Annotated in this window: 16 protein-coding genes; 10 read left to right on the forward strand and 6 right to left on the reverse strand. The window is 70.4% G+C overall.

Annotated elements, in window-relative coordinates:
* The first annotated feature begins 71 nt into the window (after positions 1–71).
* A complete protein-coding gene (locus QC180_RS10050; RefSeq protein WP_278262371.1) occupies positions 72–917 on the forward strand; it encodes an alpha/beta fold hydrolase in 846 nt (281 codons plus the stop codon).
* A gap of 30 nt (positions 918–947) precedes the next feature.
* On the opposite strand, the gene QC180_RS10055 is transcribed toward QC180_RS10050, so the two are convergent.
* Positions 948–1,961 (reverse strand): DUF6745 domain-containing protein, encoded by a 1,014-nt coding sequence (locus QC180_RS10055; RefSeq protein ID WP_278262372.1) that lies wholly within the window; start codon positions 1,959–1,961, stop codon positions 948–950.
* Positions 1,961–2,287: a hypothetical protein gene (locus tag QC180_RS10060; RefSeq protein ID WP_278262373.1), complete on the reverse strand. Its 327-nt coding sequence runs from the start codon at positions 2,285–2,287 to the stop codon at positions 1,961–1,963. The genes QC180_RS10055 and QC180_RS10060 overlap by 1 nt, the downstream gene beginning before the upstream one ends.
* 157 nt (positions 2,288–2,444) lie before the next feature.
* Between QC180_RS10060 and QC180_RS10065 the strand changes: the two genes are divergently transcribed.
* From QC180_RS10065 to QC180_RS10090, 6 genes are read left to right on the forward strand one after another with little or no spacing between them, the layout of a single operon-like run.
* A complete protein-coding gene (locus QC180_RS10065; RefSeq protein WP_278262374.1) occupies positions 2,445–3,428 on the forward strand; it encodes an STM4015 family protein in 984 nt (327 codons plus the stop codon).
* A gap of 6 nt (positions 3,429–3,434) precedes the next feature.
* A complete protein-coding gene (locus QC180_RS10070; RefSeq protein ID WP_278262375.1) occupies positions 3,435–4,529 on the forward strand; it encodes an STM4014 family protein in 1,095 nt (364 codons plus the stop codon).
* Positions 4,526–5,362 (forward strand): STM4013/SEN3800 family hydrolase, encoded by an 837-nt coding sequence (locus QC180_RS10075; protein WP_278262376.1) that lies wholly within the window; start codon positions 4,526–4,528, stop codon positions 5,360–5,362. The genes QC180_RS10070 and QC180_RS10075 overlap by 4 nt, the downstream gene beginning before the upstream one ends.
* Positions 5,359–6,696 carry an STM4012 family radical SAM protein gene (locus QC180_RS10080; RefSeq protein WP_278262377.1) on the forward strand — a complete coding sequence of 446 codons (1,338 nt, stop codon included), beginning with the start codon at positions 5,359–5,361 and terminating at the stop codon, positions 6,694–6,696. Before QC180_RS10075 ends, QC180_RS10080 begins: the two co-directional genes overlap by 4 nt.
* 3 nt (positions 6,697–6,699) lie before the next feature.
* Positions 6,700–7,587 (forward strand): STM4011 family radical SAM protein, encoded by an 888-nt coding sequence (locus tag QC180_RS10085; RefSeq protein ID WP_278262378.1) that lies wholly within the window; start codon positions 6,700–6,702, stop codon positions 7,585–7,587.
* Positions 7,588–7,618: 31 nt separating this feature from the next.
* Positions 7,619–8,542, forward strand: a complete 924-nt coding sequence (locus QC180_RS10090) for an ADP-ribosylglycohydrolase family protein (protein WP_278262379.1) — start codon at positions 7,619–7,621, stop codon at positions 8,540–8,542.
* A gap of 19 nt (positions 8,543–8,561) precedes the next feature.
* Here the strand turns inward: QC180_RS10090 and QC180_RS10095 are convergent, their stop codons facing one another.
* Entirely contained in the window at positions 8,562–9,074 is a 513-nt protein-coding gene (locus QC180_RS10095; RefSeq protein WP_278262380.1) for an OsmC family protein, read from the reverse strand.
* Between the two features lie 229 nt (positions 9,075–9,303).
* Between QC180_RS10095 and QC180_RS10100 the strand changes: the two genes are divergently transcribed.
* Positions 9,304–9,912, forward strand: a complete 609-nt coding sequence (locus QC180_RS10100) for an NAD(P)/FAD-dependent oxidoreductase (RefSeq protein WP_278262381.1) — start codon at positions 9,304–9,306, stop codon at positions 9,910–9,912.
* The gene (locus QC180_RS10105) at positions 9,909–13,082 is read left to right on the forward strand and encodes an ATP-binding protein (RefSeq protein WP_278262382.1); all 3,174 of its coding nucleotides are present in this window, start codon (positions 9,909–9,911) and stop codon (positions 13,080–13,082) included. The genes QC180_RS10100 and QC180_RS10105 overlap by 4 nt, the downstream gene beginning before the upstream one ends.
* An 8-nt stretch (positions 13,083–13,090) precedes the next feature.
* Here QC180_RS10105 and QC180_RS10110 read toward each other — a convergent pair whose 3' ends face one another.
* Positions 13,091–14,167: a metallophosphoesterase gene (locus QC180_RS10110; protein ID WP_278262578.1), complete on the reverse strand. Its 1,077-nt coding sequence runs from the start codon at positions 14,165–14,167 to the stop codon at positions 13,091–13,093.
* 92 nt (positions 14,168–14,259) lie between these two features.
* Positions 14,260–15,714 (reverse strand): sugar porter family MFS transporter, encoded by a 1,455-nt coding sequence (locus tag QC180_RS10115; RefSeq protein WP_278262383.1) that lies wholly within the window; start codon positions 15,712–15,714, stop codon positions 14,260–14,262.
* 148 nt (positions 15,715–15,862) lie between these two features.
* Between QC180_RS10115 and ppk2 the strand changes: the two genes are divergently transcribed.
* Positions 15,863–16,798, forward strand: a complete 936-nt coding sequence (gene ppk2, locus QC180_RS10120) for a polyphosphate kinase 2 (RefSeq protein WP_278262384.1) — start codon at positions 15,863–15,865, stop codon at positions 16,796–16,798.
* A 6-nt stretch (positions 16,799–16,804) separates the two neighbouring features.
* Here ppk2 and QC180_RS10125 read toward each other — a convergent pair whose 3' ends face one another.
* Positions 16,805–17,542: an SCO6745 family protein gene (locus QC180_RS10125; protein WP_278262385.1), complete on the reverse strand. Its 738-nt coding sequence runs from the start codon at positions 17,540–17,542 to the stop codon at positions 16,805–16,807.
* Between the last annotated feature and the right edge of the window lie 47 nt (positions 17,543–17,589).

The raw sequence follows: 17,589 nt of genomic DNA on the forward strand, positions 1-17,589 counted from the left end.
CATCTCCTCGCTCACCGTTCCAGACTAGAGCATACGTACTAGAGCAAACGCTCTAACGTCAGGAGGACATCGTGCCGATCGTCGACATCCCCGCGGGGCGTCTCCACTACCGCGAACACGGCGAGGGCCCGCCGGTGGTGCTGCTGCACGGACTGCTGATGAATCACACCGTGTGGGACGCGGTCCTCGACCAGCTCCCGACCGGGTTCCGCTACGTCCTGCCCGATCTCCCGCTCGGCGCGCATCCCGAACCCATGAAGGCCGGTGCCGATCTGAGCCTGCGCGGCCTCAACCAGCTCGTCGCCGATTTCCTCGCCGCCCTCGACCTGCGCGAGGTCACCCTCGTGCATTCCGACTGGGGTGGCGCGCTGTTCCTCACCGCCTACGGTCTCGACGAGCGCGTCGGCCGCCTGATCGTGCTGCCCTGCGAGGCCTTCGACAACTTCCCGCCCGGACTGCCCGGCAAGACGGCGATCCTGGCCGCGTACCTGCCCGGTGGTGTCTCCCTGGCGCTGCGGCAGCTGCGGGTGCGGTGGCTGCGCCGCTCCCCGCTGCTGTTCGGCTGGATGGCCAAGTCGCCGATCCCCGACGACCTCGTCCACGCCTGGACCGAACCCGGCCTGCGGCAGCGTGCCGTCCGCGCCGACGTGCTCGCGTACATGCGCGCGCCCCGCCGCACGGCAGACCTCGTCGCCGACACCGAAGCCCTCCGGAACTTCTCCGGTGACGCGCTCGTCCTCTGGTCCAGCGCGGGCAAGGTCATGCCGCGCGCGCACGGCCACCGACTCGCCGCGCTGCTCCCCCACGCCCGGCTGGTCGAGATCGACGAGGCCTACGTCCTGTCCATGCTCGACCGGCCGGACGCCGTCGCCGCGGCCGTCACCGAGTTCCTCACCACCACCGCCGCCCGCCGATAGCGCGACCGCGCGGGCGATCTCCTCGCGCGGTCAGGTCTGCTGGAGGGGTTCGTAGACCTCCGCGCCGAGACCGAAGGTCCAGGCGACGCCTTCGCGCGCGGTGCGGGTGGTGGGCGGGACACGTAACCAGTAGGTGCGGTGGGTGCCGTCGGGTTCCGGGGTGGAGTTGACGACTTCGACCATCACCACGTCCTCGTCACCGACGAGGGCGATCCGCCACAGGATGCCGGTCTCGTCGCGATGCACCGGGCGCGCCTCCGACTCGGTGAGATACCGGTCGTAGCCGTAGTACTCGAGCATCACGCGCCGCAGTTCGGCGTTCTCCTCGTCACGGATCCGCTGCGGGGTCAGCGCGCGCAGACCGGCGAGGAATTCGGCGGTGACCGGCATCCCGCGCCAGGCGTGCAGGGCGAAACCGTCGGTGTAGGCGAGGGCGGGGCCGTCACCGTTGTCGAGGCGACCGGCTTCGTCGCGGTGCAGGGCGACCGGGCGTTCGGTGAGCACCGCGACCTTCTCGTAGGGCCACCACCAGCCCGCCTGCCCGGCCACGGCGGCGAGTCCGTCGAGCGGACTGCCCGGCCGGATGTCGTAGGCGCTGAGCCATGCGGCCTCGTGCTGACCGAGTACGGCGTCGAGCAGCAGGACCCGGATCCGCCGCTCCAACTCGCGGTCCTCGGCTGCCGCCACCTCGATCACTCCCGCGCGGATGCGTTCGACCACGGAGTTCGTCAGCTCCCACAGATCCGCGCCGGTCGCGCGCCAGTGCGCGCTGTAACCCTCGGCACCCAGTTCGGCGTGCAGCCGGGCCCGTTCGGTCGCCCACGGACCGTTGCGTACGGCCTCGCGGACGGGGGCGCCGAGATCCAGGGCGCCGAGCAGCAACCCGACCGCTTCCAGAGGTGAAGCGGCCCAGAGAATCCGTTCCGGCTCGGCCAATCCCGCGCGGGTGTAGGCGAGCCGGACTCCGGCTTCGGCCGCGCCCCGGTCCCCCGCGCCGATGGCGGCGGCGACCGCACGCCAATCCGGTGAGGCGTCGGCAGTCATCAGTCCGCCACCACCCGCACCGAACCCGGGATGTACTCCCGTTGTCGGATCACGCGAAACCAGCCCTTCGGCAACAGGATCGGCGCGTGTTCTTCGTGCACGACCTTGCCGCCGGTCGGCAGGTGCAGCAGCAACGGACCGTACGCGCCCGCCTCCCGGATCAGGGTGCCCGGACCCGGGATCGCGTGCGCGTGGCCGGTCACCTCGCCCAGCGCCAGCACCAGACGTCCTCTGCCGTCGCGTGCTTCGCCGCGCGCGGTGTGCGCGCCCGCCGGAACCGCGTGCTCGGCCACCGGCACGATCAGCACATCGCCCTGTCTGTACATCGCGTCCTCCCCGTCCGGCCGCCCTCGGCCTGTCGATGAGCACCGACCGTATCGGCGACCACCGACAAACTCGGCCCAGGCGCGCATGGTGTCGGTGCCCCTTGATAGAAACGCTGCTGTCACCACCGGGCGGCACGTCGACAAGGGGCGGGAGTTCATGACCACAGGAACGCATCTCAGCGAATGGGGCGGTCTGCCCACGCATCGTTTCCCCGTCCTCGACCAGTACACCGATGAGGCCGACCGCGACACGGCGATGCGTGCCCTGCCCGCCGCGGACACGGTGGCCTGGCGCATCACCGTGGATTGCGACGAGGCCGAGGAGACCTGGACCGAGGCGTTCGAGCGATTCCTGGACGCGGTCGACCCCGGCAAGGTCGAGGCCCTCGTGATCGGGTGTTGGCCCGAGGCGTTCGACAGCGGCCCCGACGAGATCTTCGCGGCGATCGCGGCTGCCCGCTCCCGGCTCACCGCGCTGCGGGCGCTGTTCGTCGGCGACATCACCTCCGAGGAATGTGAGATCTCCTGGATCAACCAGGGCGACGTCACCACTCTGCTCGACGCCTTCCCCGCGCTGGAGCAGTTCGGCGTGCGCGGTGGACAGAACCTCACTTTTCCCGCCGTCCGGCACGAGAACCTGCGCGCGCTCGCCATCCAGGCGGGTGGTCTGCCCGCCGAGGTGGTGCGCGGCGTGGCGGCCAGCGAGTTCCCGGCGCTGCGCGATCTCGAATTGTGGCTCGGCACCTCCGATTACGGCGGCGACTGCGAGAGCGATGACCTCGCCCCGATCCTGGCGGGCGACCGGCTGCCCGCGCTCACCCGCCTCGCCCTGCGCAACAGCGAAATGCAGGACGCGGTGTGCGCCGCGGTCGCCTCGGCGCCGGTGGTGGCCCAGCTCCACGAGCTGGACCTGTCGATGGGGGTGCTCACCGACGACGGCGTCGTCGCGCTGCTGGGTGGACAACCGCTCACCCACCTGAAGTCGCTGGATCTGCACCACAACTACGTGAGTACCGAGATCGGCGCCCGCCTGGTCGACACCCTCACCACCGGCGGCGTGACCCTGAACATCGATTCCGACGACGCCGACAGCTACGAAGACGGTGACACCGTCTGGCGTTACATCTCCGTCGCCGAGTGAATTCGCATGCGCTGGGTGGTGGTCGGCAATGCCGAGAATCGGCGGGTCGCCCTGTTCGCCGACGCGGTCCGTGCCGCGGGGCATCCGGCACCGCGGGTCCTCACCTGGCAGCGGGTGCTGGCCGATGGCGGCCACGCATTCGCCGGGGACGAACTGGTCCGGCTGGAATCGCCCGGTGAGAACGCGACGACGGACGCCCTGCTACGCGGGGTCGGCGCGCCGACCCGTGTGGAAGGCTCGGCCCGCTGGTACGCGAACTTCCTCGCCGCCGTGGCCTCGCTACGCGGCGGTGTGCGCGTCGACGACTCCGACGAGCTCGCGGTCCTGTTCGACAAGCGCCGCTGTCACGCACGCCTGACCGCCGCGGAGATTCCGGTCCCGGCGTCGCCGGTGACCGGTCCGGTGCGGGACTGGGCCGACGTGAAGGAGTATCTGCGCGCGGCCTCGATGCCACGGGTCTTCGTCAAGCTCGCTCACGGTTCCTCGGCCTCGGGGGTGCTCGCCCTCGAGTCGACGGCCTCCGGTCGCTGGCAGGCGACCACCTCGGCGGAGCTCGGAGCGGATGGTGCCCTGCACAATTCGCTCCGGGTCCGGCGCTATCGCGACGAGCGGACGATCGCCGATATCGTCGACCGGCTCGCACCCGACGGTCTCCACGTGGAGCGCTGGATTCCCAAGGCCGCGCTGGCCGATCGTACCGCCGATCTGCGGGTCGTCGTCATCGGTGGCCGAGCCACCCATGTCGTGGTCCGCACCAGCCGGACGCCGCTGACCAATCTGCATCTCGGGGGGATGCGCGGCGACCTCGACGCGGTCCGTGCCGCGGCGGGTGATCGGTGGGCCGAGGCGCTCGCCATCTGCGAACGCGCCGCCGCGTGTTTCCCCGCGACCCTGTGCGTCGGTGTCGATCTGCTGCCCGGCCTGGACTGGCGCCGGTTCACGGTGGGTGAGGTCAATGCGTTCGGCGACCTGCTCCCCGGTCTGACCGGGCTGCCGGGCACACCCGCTGAGGGCATGGACACCTACGCGGCCCAGGTCGCGGCCGCACCCCACTTCCGCACCGCGACACCACGACCGGCCACGATCGGATCCCCGCCATGAGCGAACCCCACCTACCGCACCCGGACATGTCCGACGTCGTCGGACGTGACGACCTGCTGCTGCTCACTCTCGACACCCTGCGCTACGACGTGGCCGTCGAGCTCGCGGCGGCGGGTCGCCTGCCCATGCTCTCGACGTTTCTCCCGGAGGGCCGCTGGCAGCGGCGGCACGCGCCGGGCAGCTTCACCTATGCCTCCCATCAGGCGATCTTCGCCGGATTCCTGCCCACCCCGGCCGCGCCGGGCCCACATCCGAGGCTGTTCGCCGCGCGTTTCGCGGGTAGTGAGACGACCGCCGAGGGCACCTTCGTCTTCGACGAGCCCGATCTGGTCACGGCATTGGCCGCTCGCGGCTATCACACGGTGTGCGTCGGCGGTGTCGGTTTCTTCAACAAGCAGGGCGCGCTGGGCAGCGTGCTGCCGAATCTGTTCGCCGAAAGTCACTGGGAGCCGGAGTTCTCCGTGGCCTCGCCCACCTCGTTCGAGTCGCAGGTGGCCTGTGCCGAACAGGCGATCGCGGCGGTGCCCGCCGAGCAGCGGGTGTTCCTGTTCCTCAATGCCTCCGCGCTGCATCAGCCGAACTGGTTCCATCTGCCCGGTGCCACCCGGGCGGCCGGGGACAGCAGAGAAACCCACGCCGCCGCACTCGAATACATCGACGCCCATGTCGGGCGCCTGTTCGACGCGATGCGCGCGCGTCGCCGGTGCTTCGCGATCGTGTGCTCCGACCACGGCACCGCCTACGGCGACGACGGCTACACCGGGCACCGGCTCGGCCACGAGAGCGTGTGGACGGTCCCCTACAGCCACTTCTTCCTGGAGCCGACCGCATGATCGACACCGCCCTACCCCGGCCGTACCAGAACTACGTCTACGCCTACCCGCACAAGACCGCCTACCGCCCGCTGCCGAAGCGGCCCGCGCTGTCGCGGGTGTGGGACGGTGAATCCCGCTCGGCGCTGTCGCTGTACCTGCACATCCCGTTCTGCGAAGTGCGGTGTGGCTTCTGCAATCTGTTCACCCGGGTCGGCGCCCCCGACGGACTCACCGGGCGCTACCTCGATGCCCTCGCCCGGCAGGCCACCGCCGTGCGCGCCGCGCTGGGCGACACCGAGCGGCCACGCTTCGCCACCGCCGCGTTCGGCGGCGGCACCCCGACCTTCCTCGAGGCGGGCGAGCTGGCCCGCCTGTGCGATATCGCCGAGCTGATCATGGGAGCCGACCTGCGCGCGATCCCACTCTCGGTGGAGGCGTCCCCGGCGACCTCCACCGCCGACCGCCTCACCGTCCTCGCCGAACGCGGCGCGACCCGACTGAGTCTGGGCGTGCAGAGCTTCATCGACGAGGAGGCGCGGGCGGCGGTACGGCCCCAGCGGCGCGCCGACGTCGAGGCCGCGCTGGGGCGGATCCGTGACGCGGGCATCCCGGTGCTCAACATCGACCTGATCTACGGCATCGACGGCCAGACTCCGGCCAGTTGGCGGTACTCGCTCGACGCGGCACTGGCGTGGCGACCGGAGGAGATCTATCTCTACCCGCTCTATGTCCGACCGCTGACCGGTCTGGCCCGGCACGCCGATCCCGAAGTCGCCGAACATGATTGGGATCGCGAACGCCTCGCCCGCTACGCGCAGGGCCGCGACCACCTCCTGGCGGCCGGGTACGAGCAGGTCTCGATGCGGATGTTCCGCCGCCGCGACGCGCCCCCGCAGGGCCCCGACGACTACGCCTGCCAGACCGACGGCATGATCGGTCTCGGCTGCGGGGCCCGCTCCTACACCTCGCGGCTGCACTACTCCTTCGACTACGCCGTCGACCTGCGCGAAGTACGCGGCATCATCGACAGCTACGTCGCCACCACCGATTTCGGGTCGGCGGTGCACGGCCGGGTCATCGACGGCGACGAAGCCGCCCGCCGACACCTGCTCCAATCCCTGTTGCAGGCCGAGGGAATGCCCGTGGCCGACTACCGGCAACGGTTCGGCGGCGATCCCTGGACCGATTTCGGCCCGCAACTGCACACCCTGGCCGAGCGCGGCTGGCTCGCCGACACCGGCGCCGAAGTGCTGCGCCTGTCCGCCGAGGGACTCGCCTACTCCGACGCCATCGGCCCGGACTTCTTCTCCGCCGACGTGCGCGCCGCCATGGCCGCCTACGAACTGCGCTGATCCATGGACCTGACGATCCTCTATCGCGGCCCGGTGGCCTCGTGCGACTACGACTGCCCCTACTGCCCGTTCGCCAAACGACGCGACAGCACCGAGCAGTTGCGCGCCGACCGCGCTGCCCTGCACCGCTTCACCGACTGGGCCCGCGAACAGACCGGTGACCGGCTGTCGGTGCTGTTCACGCCGTGGGGCGAGGGGCTGGTGCGGTCGTGGTATCGCAAGACGCTGGTCGAACTGTCCCATCAGCCGCACATCGAGCGGGTCGCCATCCAGACCAATCTCAGCGGCCGCATCGAGTGGATCGCCGAAGCCGACCCCGACACCCTGGCCCTGTGGTGCACCTACCATCCGGGCCAGACCCCCTACCGCCGATTCCTCGACAAGGCCGAACGTCTGGCGGCGGCCGGAACCCGGTTCAGCGTCGGCATCGTCGGACTGCCCGAACATCTCGAGCACGCCCGCCGCCTGCGCACCGACCTGCCCGACCACGTCTATCTCTGGGTCAATGCCGCCGAAGGCCACACCTACACCGACGACGAGGCCGCCGCGTGGACCGCCATCGACGACCTGTTCCCGTTCAGCCGCCATCCCCATCGCTCGGCCGGGCTGCCGTGTCGCACCGGCAGTTCGGTGATCTCCGTCGACGGCACCGGCACGGTGCGCCGCTGCCATTTCGTCCCGACACCGCTGGGCAATCTCTACGACGGCAGCTACCGCGCCGCCCTCACCCCGCGCGCCTGCCCGCTGACGGTGTGCGACTGCCACATCGGCTACGTCCACCTCGAGACCCTGCCGCTGTACGACGTGTTCGCCGGTGGTGTGCTGGAACGGATTCCCGCGCGAGCGTCACCGGTCGCCGTCAACGGACCGGTCGCGCTCACATTGCGGTGACCAGCGCTCGACTGGCATCTTTCGACGCCGTATGACCCAGATTCCCGATCTCGCCCGGGACAGTCTCGACGGCCTGTCCGTCGGCGACGCCCTCGGTGCGCAATTCTTCGTCCCCGGCCGCTCACTCCCCGACCTGCGCGACGGCCGCCCACCCGCCGGTCCGTGGCCCTGGACCGACGACACCGAGATGGCCTGCTCGGTCCTCGGCCACATCCACACCTGCGGTGACATCGACCGCGATACCCTCGCCGACCTGTTCGCCGAGCGCTGCGAACCGTATCGCGGTTACGGCGGCGGCACGGTCGTCGTGCTCCACGAGATCCGTGACGGTCGACCCTGGGCCGAGGCGGCGGGCGCGGCCTTCGGTGGACGCGGGTCCTGTGGCAATGGCGCCGCCATGCGGGTGGCGCCGCTGGGCGCGCACTTCGCGGGCAACCCGGACCGCGCGGCCACCCAGGCCGCGCTCTCGGCGGAGGTCACCCACCGGCACCCGGAAGCCGTGCTCGGCGCGATGCTCGTGGCGGTGGCGGCCAGCCACGCCGCTGCCACCCGGGCACGCGCGTGCGCGCCGACCGAACTGCTGGACGCGGTCGAGCCGTATCTCATCGACGGCCGCACCGCCGACGGTGTGCGCCGCGCCAGGACGCTGCTCGGGCGATCGGTCGCCGAGGCCGCCTACGAGCTCGGCAACGGCGCGTCGGTCAGCGCGCAGGACACCGTGCCGTTCACGCTGTGGGCCGCGGCGACCCATCTCACCGACTATCCGGCGGCGATCACCGCCTGTGTCGAAGCGGGCGGCGATGTCGACACCACCGCCGCCATCGTCGGCGGGATCGTGGCGGCGCACACCGGAATCGATACCGGCGGAACGGAATCCTCCGCCCGCCGGGGTATCCCGCGAGCGTGGTTGTCGGCGCGCGAGCCGTTGCCGTCCTGGACATGGCCCACCACGTGAGCCCCGCGCACGTGGTGTGTCAGGCCGTTTCGAGCGTGGTGGTCACCGGGGTCGCGCCCGTCGACAGATCCAGCACCGGGCAGTGCGCGTCCACCGCGCGCTGCAACTCGGCGTAGCGTTCGGCCGTCTCGGGCCCGGTGATCCGCACGTTGACCCGCACCGCCTGGAAGCCGGGTCGCACCGAGTCGTCGAGGCCGAAGAATCCGCGCACGTCCAGATCGCCCTCGGCGGTGATCGCCAGGTCGTCCACGGTCACACCCAGCCGCTGCGCCCAGAACCGGTAGGTCACCACCTGGCAGGAGATCAGCGCCGCCAGATACACCTCCACCGGATTCGCCTCGGCGTCGGCGCCACCGAGCGTCGGCGGCTCGTCCACCCGCACCGTGTGAGAGCGGGCGCTGATCTCGCTGCCCACCGTCCCGGTCGGCGTCCCGGACGCCCGGAACACCACCTGTGCCGCGGCCGGATCGGTCGCCACCGCCCGCGCGGTCGCCTCGGAAATCGCGTTCAGATCAACCAGCTGACTTGTCATGCCCGGAGGCTATCGACGGCGATCCGCGCCCGACACCCTTGCGCTCGGCGTGACGCGAAGGCCCCGCGTGCCATACCCGAACGGCATGTTCCGGAAACGCCAACCGCCGCTTGGGTATTGGCTAGAGTGTCCTCGTCACAGGGGCCAGCACGCCGTTCCCGGTCGGCTGACAGGACACCACCCGCGCGCACCACTGGTCACACACCACAGGAAAGAAACGGGGACGTCCATGTCCGAGGATCGGTTGACGCTGACCGAGCGCTGCGTGCTGCTCGTCCTGATGGCCGAGGCGCGCGAGCTCACCAATGCCGAGCTGTCCGCCATCGCCGGTCTCAAGCTCGACGGCAGGTACCGCCGCAACCTCAACGATCTCGGTCTGGTCGAGAGCACGCTGGTCAATCGTGCCTACGTCCACGAGCTCACCGATGCGGGCGCGGTCCGCTGCACGGCCGAGCTGGGCGCCGAACGGCCCGCGCGGTCGGGTCCGGCGGGTGGCGCGCTCTACGCGGTGCTGGCCGGATTGGGCCGCTACCTCGGCGACACCGGTCACGCGCTGGCCGAACTGTTCCCGCCCGATGTCGCGGGTCAGGTGGAGGCGGCCTACGCGCACGTCACCCAGGGCAGCGGCGCGCCGGTGCGGCTGGCGGTACTGCGCGCGCGGCTCGACGGCCTGCCCCGCGGCGAGTTCGATCGCGCGCTGGGCCTGCTCGCGCGACGCGACGGCGTCCATGTCCGGTCCGAAGCCGATCAGAAGACCCTCACCGAGGACGACCTGGCCGCGGCCGTCGTCCTGGGCGGCACGCCCCGACATCTGCTCACCATCGAGGCGGCACGGTGAACGAGGAACACCACCTCGCCCTCGCCTCGATCCAGTTCAGCAGCGCGCTCGGACCCGACGAGATCTGGAGCCCGCTGAGCCACCACGTCGATGGGCTGCACCCGCGGGCCGTCGGCGAGATCACCCGCGCCGTGCACGCGGCCGTCACCCGACCGCGCAGCATCCCGACGGGTCTGGTGCTCAGCGGGGAACGCGGTGTCGGGAAAACCCACATGCTCGGGTGGCTGCGACGACACGTGCAGGACAGCGGTGGCGCGTTCTTCATGCCGAAACTCATCGACGGCAAATCGTTCTGGGCGGGCGCGGTGCACGGGATCGTCAGCCAGCTGCTCGGCGCCGACGGTGGACAGCTGGGCCGCATGCTCGGCGTGCTCGCCGAACGCAGCGGGTGCGGGGGCGAGCTGCGGATGCGGTTGCGCGGCACCCTGCCGGTGACCCGCGAGGACCTCGACGAATTCCTCGGACGGGTGGAGGATCTCGATGTCCAGGTGGTCCAGCAGTGCCAGGACACCCTGCGCGCGCTGGTGCTGTATCAGGCCAAGGGCGCGCTGCGCGAGATCGGGCACAGTTTCCTCGTGCTCGCCGACGGTATCGAGGAGACCGAGCGCAGCGCCTGGGGCTTCCGCGAACGCCACTGCGTGCCGCAGTTGATCTTCCAGCAGCTGTCGCGGCTGTTCGCCCTCACCGGACCGGTCGTGCTCGCCATCGATCAGATCGACAGCGTGATCGCCCAATCGGATCGGATCGACGCGGACTCCCTGGCCAACCGGCTCGCCGACGGGCTGATGTCGATGCGCGAGGAGACCACGCGCACCATCATCGTGGCGGCCTGCCTCCCGACCTCGTGGGAGCTGGTCAAGAACCGTGGGGTGAACTCCGCGGCCGATCGGTTCACGGTGCTCGAACTCGCCACCAAGTTGCCCGGCGCCGAAGTGGCCGCGGCCATTGTCGAGGGGCATCTCGGCAGTCTGTACGGCGAGATCGGTTTCACGCCACCGTATCCGACCTGGCCGGTGCCGCCGGTCGCGTTCGAGGATACCGATCTCGCGCACTTCACCCCGCGACGGCTGCTGCAACGCGTCGAGGAGCACGTGCGCGACTGCCTGGCCGCCGACGAGGTCACCGAGCTCACCGACTTCCGCACCGCCAGCGATCGCGGCGCCGTCGTCGTCCCCGCGGCCCGTGAACTGTCCGCCCTGGACGACGAATTCGCGCGGTTGCGCGCGGCCGCCGACACGGTGACCCCGTTCGACCCCCGGCACGAGGACGAGCGGATGGCCGAGCTGCTCACCGCCGCGCTCACCATCTACGCCCTCGAACAGCGTGTCGACGGCGCCGACTTCACCGTCGACCGGTCGACCATCGTGCGACCCGCCCTGCACGCGCGCCTGCGTCGCACCCTCGACGAGGCCAGTGAGGCGGAGGAGCATTGGGGATTCCGGGCCATCGGCCATCCCCACCCGCGTGCCGTGCTCACCCGATTGCGGTCGGCGATTCTCGAAGCGGGCCTGCACGAACAGGCGCCGAAACGCCACCTCGTCATCGTGCGGAACACCCCGTTCTCCGGTGGGCCGGTCACCAAGACCGCGCTGGCCGAGTTGGACTCGGCCCACGGGGTGACCGTGCCACTGTGCGAGGACGACGTCCGGACCTTCGCAGCGCTGGCGGCGATGTCGGCCGCCGCGACGCCGGGCTTCTCGAGCTGGCTGGCGGTGCGTCGCCCGGCGAGCCGGTCCCGCCTGCTGACCGAGGTCCTGGGCCTGGTATCGGTCGCGGAGCAGCGCGAAGTCCGCACTCCACCGGTCATCGTCTCCGATCTCCTCGCGAAGCCGGTCGGCGCGAATCTCGATCCGGTCGCGCCCGTGATCGCGCCACCGCCACCGGCGGATCCCGGTGCGCCACCATCGACACCGGTCACCCTTCTCGTCGACGACGAGGCCCCCGCCTCGGTCCTGCTCGGCCACCGCGCCGGAAACGGCGCACCGTTCACCGTCCCGCTCGTCCTGCTGCGCAAGCACACCGCGGTGTTCGCGGGCAGCGGCTCGGGCAAGACCGTGCTGCTGCGCAGACTGGTCGAGGAGGCGGCGATCCACGGCGTGTCCTCGATCCTCATCGACAGCAACAACGATCTCGCCCGCCTCGGCGACCCCTGGCCGACCCCACCGACCGGCTGGAGCCCCGGCGACGTGGCCCGCGCCGATCAATACTTCGCCGGAACCGACGTGGTGGTCTGGACCCCGCGCCGGGAAGCGGGCAGGCCGCTCGCCCTGAACCCGCTGCCCGACTTCAGCGGTGTGCTCGACGACCCCGACGAGTTCCGCACCTCCATCGACGCCTCGGTCGCGGGCCTGGTCCCCCGCGCCGGACTCACCGCGCGCCGGATCGCCACCGGCAAGGCGGTACTCACCGAGGCGCTGACGCATTTCGCCCGGCACGGCGGCAGCGATCTCGGTGAATTCGTCACGCTGCTCGGTGATCTGCCCGAGGACATCAGCACCATCCGCGACGCGCACCGCCTCGCCGCGGGGATGGCCGAGGAACTCAAGGCGGCCATGATCAACGATCCGGTCTTCGGCGGGGCCGGTGTGCGCCTCGATCCCGGCATGCTGCTCACCCCCGCCGCGGGCAAGCGCGCCCGGGTCTCGGTGATCAGCTGTATCGGGTTGCCCACCGACGAGCAACGCCAGACCTTCGTCAATCAATTGCAATTGGCGCTGTTCGCGTGGATCAAACGCCACCCCGCCGGGGATCGCCCACTGGGCGGGCTGCTGGTGCTCGACGAGGCGCAGACCTTCGTCCCGGCTCGCGGCAGCACGGCCTCCACCGAGAGCACGCTGAAGCTCGCGACCCAGGCCCGCAAGTACGGCCTCGGCATGGTCTACGCGACGCAGGCGCCGAAGGCGTTGCACAACTTGGTGACCGGCAACGCCGCCACCCAGTTCTTCGGCCTGCTCAATGCCCCGGTCCAGATCCAGGCCGCCGCCGAACTGGCCAGGGCGAAGGGCGGACGCATCGACGATGTCGCCCGGCTGGCGGCGGGTAGCTTCTACGGTGCTACCGAGGGCGCGGGCTTCGGCAAGCTCGCGACACCGATGTGCCTGAGCCACCATCCGGCCAGCGCCCTCACCGAGGACGAGGTGTTGCGGCGGGCCCGCCCGCAAGTGGGGTGACCCGGGCGTCAGGCCAGGCGGCGGTCGAAGACCTGGGTGCCGGTACCGGTGGCGGGGTCGACGGTGACCACGCGCAGGTTCACCGTGTCCGGCGTCAGGTCCATGACCATGAAGCCCAACTCGCTCTGGGTGTCGAACAGGGCGGGGTGGCCGGAGGTAGCCGAGGAACCGTGGCCGCCGGAGGTCTTGGCCGCGGCGCCGGAGACGATCTGGCGGGTGCCCTTGCAGGCCGCGGTCGGTTCCAGGACCTGGAGGGTGTGGTCGTGCCCGGACAGCAGGAACGAGACCTTGCCCAGCACATGGTCTTCGAAGAAGCGCTTGGCGTGCACGCCGTTGAGCGGTTCGATCGGCAGGCCCTCGTAGTTGCCCGCGTCGCCGTGCGGGCCGTTGCTGAGATAGGGCTGGTGGGTACAGGCGATCTTCCAGGTCGCGGTCGACGCGGCGAGCGCGCCGTCGAGCCAGGCGCGCTGGGCGTTCATGTACGGGCCGTCCACCGACCAGTACGGGTCCAGCAGCGGCGGGATGTAGGCGGCGAGCGGGTTGATGTCGAGGACGAAGAACTCCACCACCGGGTTCTGCTCGGGCACCCGCACCGAGTAGTAGCGGCTGGGCATCCACCAGCGCGACGACCGCGCGTGATAGGCGACCTCGTGGTTGCCGCGCGCCAGCCAGCCGCCGTCACCGGGAAACACCGCGCTGGTGTCGTGATTGCCCAGCACCATCGCCCAGGGGAAGTCCAGGCCGGTGTTGGGGTCCTCGAACTTGGTGGCGAACTGGACGTCGTCGGGGCCGTTCGGACCGGATTCGTAGATGTTGTCGCCCAGGCCGACGGCCAGGGAGAAGGGTTCGCGGGCGTGGAAGGCGCGGGCGGCGTCGGCCACCGCCCACTGGGTGCGGGTGCCGGTTCCGGCGTCACCGGTGACCAGCACGCGCACCTGCCCGCCCGTGGGCGCGGTGAACTTCGGGACCTCGGCGGGAACGGCGGCCGCGGGGGTCAGACCGAGGAGACCGAGACCGGCGACGGCACCGACCGCGCCCGCCAGGACCTCGCGACGGCCGATGCCGATCGGGGACTGCTCGTGCATGCTCACCTTCTGGATCGTGTGCCAGTTGGACAACCGACCTGATAGAAGCACACCGGTCCCCTCGGCGCAGCGCGACCGCCGAATCCGCCGCCTCAGGCGCGCGTGGTGGGGTGTTCGTATCCGGCCGCGGCGTCCATGTCCTCGAGCGACATCCCCTTGGTCTCCGGGACGAACCGCGCGACGAACAGCAGCGAGAGCAGGGCGAACGCCGCGTACATGCCGTAGGCGAAGCCGAGCGAGAAGGTCTTCAGGCTCGGGAAGGTGACCGTGATGGCCCAGTTCGCGGCCCACTGCCCGGCCGCCGCCAGCGACAGCGCCGCGCCCCGGATCCGGTTGGGGAACATCTCACCCAGCAGCACCCAGACGACCGGTCCCCAGCTCATCCCGAAGAAGATGACGAACAGATTGGCCGCCACCAGCGCGATCGGCCCGAGCGCCCCGTTGAGCTGCGGCTCGAGCACCCCGTCGGCATCGGGCACCTGGTCGGCGCCACCGAAGCAGATCGCCATGGTGGCCAGGGTGACCGTCATCCCGATCGAGCCGATCAGCAGTAGCGGCCTGCGCCCGATCTTGTCGATGAGCATGATCGCCACGATGGTGGTGGCGATATTGACCACCGAGGTGAACACGCTGATCTGGAAGGACTGCGATTCCTCGAAACCGACGGCCTCCCACAGGATGTTGGAGTAGTAGAAGATCACGTTGATGCCGACCGCCTGCTGGAACACCGAGAGCATCAACCCGATCCAGACCACCGGGTAGATCCCGCCGCCGGGCTTGCGCAGATCACGCCACGACGGCTTGGTGTCGCTCTCCAGGCTGTGCTGGATGCGACCGATGGTGAGTTCGAGGTTCTTCTGCCCGAACAGCAGCGTCAGCACGCGGCGCGCCTCGGGAATGCGCTGGGTGGCGACCAGGAAGCGCGGCGACTCGGGGATCGTGGTGGCCAGTACGCCGTAGAACACGGCGGGGATCGCCATCGACAGGAACATCCAGCGCCAGGCCTCCAACCCGAACCACAGCATCTCGGCGGCACCGCCCGCGATGTGGGCGAGCAGGAAGTCGACCAGCAGGGCCAGGAAGATGCCGAGCACGATGGCGAGTTGCTGGAGCGAGCCGAGCCTGCCGCGGATGTGCGCGGGGGCGGTCTCGGCGATGTAGGCGGGCGCGATGACCGAGGCCACGCCGACACCGAGACCACCGATGACGCGGCCCAGCACCAGGATCCACACGTCCGGGGCGAAGGCGGTGACGATCGCGCTGATGAAGAACAGCGCCGCGGCGATCCGCATCACCTTCAGGCGCCCGATCCGGTCGGCGATGCGTCCCGCCGTCATCGCGCCCGCCGCCGCGCCCAGCAGTGCCGAGGCGACCGCGAAGCCGAGCACCGCGTCGGCGACGTCGAATTCGTCCTGGATCGCGGCGACCGCGCCGTTGATCACCGCGCTGTCGTAGCCGAACAGCAGCCCGCCCAGGGCCGCGACCGAGGCGATCCGGACGACGCGGTTGTTCGAGGCGCCTTCCTCCACGGAGTCCCCATCCTGCATGGCGTCGTCCTCTCCACCGCCGCACGGCGCCGCCGCACGGGTTGCCTCGTGAACCAGAACACAGTGTGCGGCACGCGGGCCCGGTCGTCGGCCAGCGCCACACCGTGCGTTCATCTGCCGGACACGCCCGCCCGTTAGCGTCCGACCGATGACCGATGTCCAGTTGGGCCCGATCCCCCGCGACCTCAGCGAGATCGCCGATCTCGCCACGGCCGTGGATCTCGCCGACACCACCGCGTTCACCGTCGACGACACCGACGACGACGATCCGATCCTGCTGACCCATCCGGAGGGCCGCGTCGTGGACACCTGGCGCGAGGGCTACCCGTACGGCGAACGGCTCTCGCGCGCGGAGTACGAGCTCGACAAGCGGCTGTTGCAGATCGAGCTGCTCAAGTTGCAGAACTGGGTGAAGGCGACCGGGCGGCGCGTGGTCATCGTGTTCGAGGGTCGTGACGCCGCGGGCAAGGGCGGCACGATCAAACGCTTCATGGAGCATCTGAACCCGCGTGGCGCGCGGGTGGTGGCGCTGGAGAAGCCCTCGGCGCGCGAGTCCACCCAGTGGTATTTCCAGCGCTATGTGCAGCATCTCCCGGCGGCGGGCGAGCTCGTGCTGTTCGACCGGTCCTGGTACAACCGGGCCGGGGTGGAGCGGGTGATGGGATTCTGCACGCCGCAACAGCATCGGCGGTTCCTGGCGCAGGTGCCGCTGTTCGAGCGGATGCTCGTCGACGACGGCATCGATCTGGTGAAGTTCTGGTTCTCGGTCTCCCCGCTCGAGCAGCGCACCCGCTTCGCCATCCGCCAGGTCGACCCGGTGCGGCACTGGAAACTGTCACCGATGGATCTGGCCTCCCTGGACAAGTGGGACCAGTACACCGCCGCCAAGGAAGAGAACTTCGAGCACACCGATACCGATCACGCGCCGTGGATCGTGGTGAAGAGCAACGACAAGAAACGCGCGCGGCTCAATGCCATGCGGCATGTGCTCGGTGGTTTCGAGTACGCGAACAAGGACGCCGGGGTCGTCGGCACCGCCGACCCGCTGATCGTGGGCCGGGGGCGCGACGTCCTCGGATCCTGAACCGGCTCAGCGCGTCAGCGCGACCCGGTGCGCCTCGGTCATCAGGGCCACCAGTTCGGCCCGCTCGCCCTCGTCGAGGACCTCGAAGCAGGGCTCGACGAGTTCGTCGGTGAGTTTCTCGGCGGCCGCCCAGCGGGTCCGATGGTCCTCGGTGATCGGCTCGAACGGGTCCCGCCAGCCGAGCAGCGCGGCATGGGTGGGCCCGTCGGAGACCGGCGAGCCCGCGATCAGGATCGCCTGCAACGGGGTGAGCCCCTGGGCGAGGATCGCGGTCAGGTGCAGCCCGCCGCGCAGTTCACGCAGCACATGAGTCGCCTGCTGGGCCGCGGCGCGACCGTCGGCGGGCACCGGCATGGCCCGCCATCCTGCGAACAGCGACAGCCCCGCCGCCGGTGCCGCCTCGATCACCCGTCGCAGCAGCTCGGCCAGCCGGTCGGCCTGCTCGAAACCGGCGAGTCTGCGTCGTCCGAAGTCCTGACAGGCGGCGAGATAGCCCGCCGCCGCGTCCTGCGCGGGCACGGGCACCGATTCCCACGCCGTCCGGACACAATCCGGCGCGAAGAAGCCGAAGGCCGCGGTGACGACGTCGGCGTCCACCGCGCCGAGCACCCCACCGCGCCCGCGCGTATAGCCCGGATGGAACCCCGGCACACCGGTCGACTCGCCGAACGCCCGCGCCTCGCGCGACATCATGAACGCTCCGCCGAGCTCGAGCACCTGCTGTTTGACCGCTGTCGCCGTCATCGTCTGCCACCTTCCACTGTCGACTTTCGACCAGGCAGACTTTATCT

This window comes from Nocardia anocheti (assembly GCF_029675105.1).
GTDB lineage: Bacteria > Actinomycetota > Actinomycetes > Mycobacteriales > Mycobacteriaceae > Nocardia.

Excerpts from the sequence above, each read along its gene's own strand:
- QC180_RS10075 (WP_278262376.1), top strand. The coding sequence starts at position 4,526 with ATGAGCGAACCCCACCTACCGCACCCGGACATGTCCGACGTCGTCGGA.
- QC180_RS10125 (WP_278262385.1), bottom strand. The coding sequence starts at position 17,542 with ATGACGGCGACAGCGGTCAAACAGCAGGTGCTCGAGCTCGGCGGAGCG.
- QC180_RS10090 (WP_278262379.1), top strand. The coding sequence starts at position 7,619 with ATGACCCAGATTCCCGATCTCGCCCGGGACAGTCTCGACGGCCTGTCC.
- QC180_RS10110 (WP_278262578.1), bottom strand. The coding sequence starts at position 14,167 with ATGCACGAGCAGTCCCCGATCGGCATCGGCCGTCGCGAGGTCCTGGCG.
- QC180_RS10100 (WP_278262381.1), top strand. The coding sequence starts at position 9,304 with ATGTCCGAGGATCGGTTGACGCTGACCGAGCGCTGCGTGCTGCTCGTC.
- QC180_RS10085 (WP_278262378.1), top strand. The coding sequence starts at position 6,700 with ATGGACCTGACGATCCTCTATCGCGGCCCGGTGGCCTCGTGCGACTAC.
- QC180_RS10115 (WP_278262383.1), bottom strand. The coding sequence starts at position 15,714 with ATGCAGGATGGGGACTCCGTGGAGGAAGGCGCCTCGAACAACCGCGTC.
- QC180_RS10055 (WP_278262372.1), bottom strand. The coding sequence starts at position 1,961 with ATGACTGCCGACGCCTCACCGGATTGGCGTGCGGTCGCCGCCGCCATC.
- QC180_RS10095 (WP_278262380.1), bottom strand. The coding sequence starts at position 9,074 with ATGACAAGTCAGCTGGTTGATCTGAACGCGATTTCCGAGGCGACCGCG.
- QC180_RS10060 (WP_278262373.1), bottom strand. The coding sequence starts at position 2,287 with ATGTACAGACAGGGCGATGTGCTGATCGTGCCGGTGGCCGAGCACGCG.
- QC180_RS10065 (WP_278262374.1), top strand. The coding sequence starts at position 2,445 with ATGACCACAGGAACGCATCTCAGCGAATGGGGCGGTCTGCCCACGCAT.
- ppk2 (WP_278262384.1), top strand. The coding sequence starts at position 15,863 with ATGACCGATGTCCAGTTGGGCCCGATCCCCCGCGACCTCAGCGAGATC.
- QC180_RS10070 (WP_278262375.1), top strand. The coding sequence starts at position 3,435 with ATGCGCTGGGTGGTGGTCGGCAATGCCGAGAATCGGCGGGTCGCCCTG.
- QC180_RS10080 (WP_278262377.1), top strand. The coding sequence starts at position 5,359 with ATGATCGACACCGCCCTACCCCGGCCGTACCAGAACTACGTCTACGCC.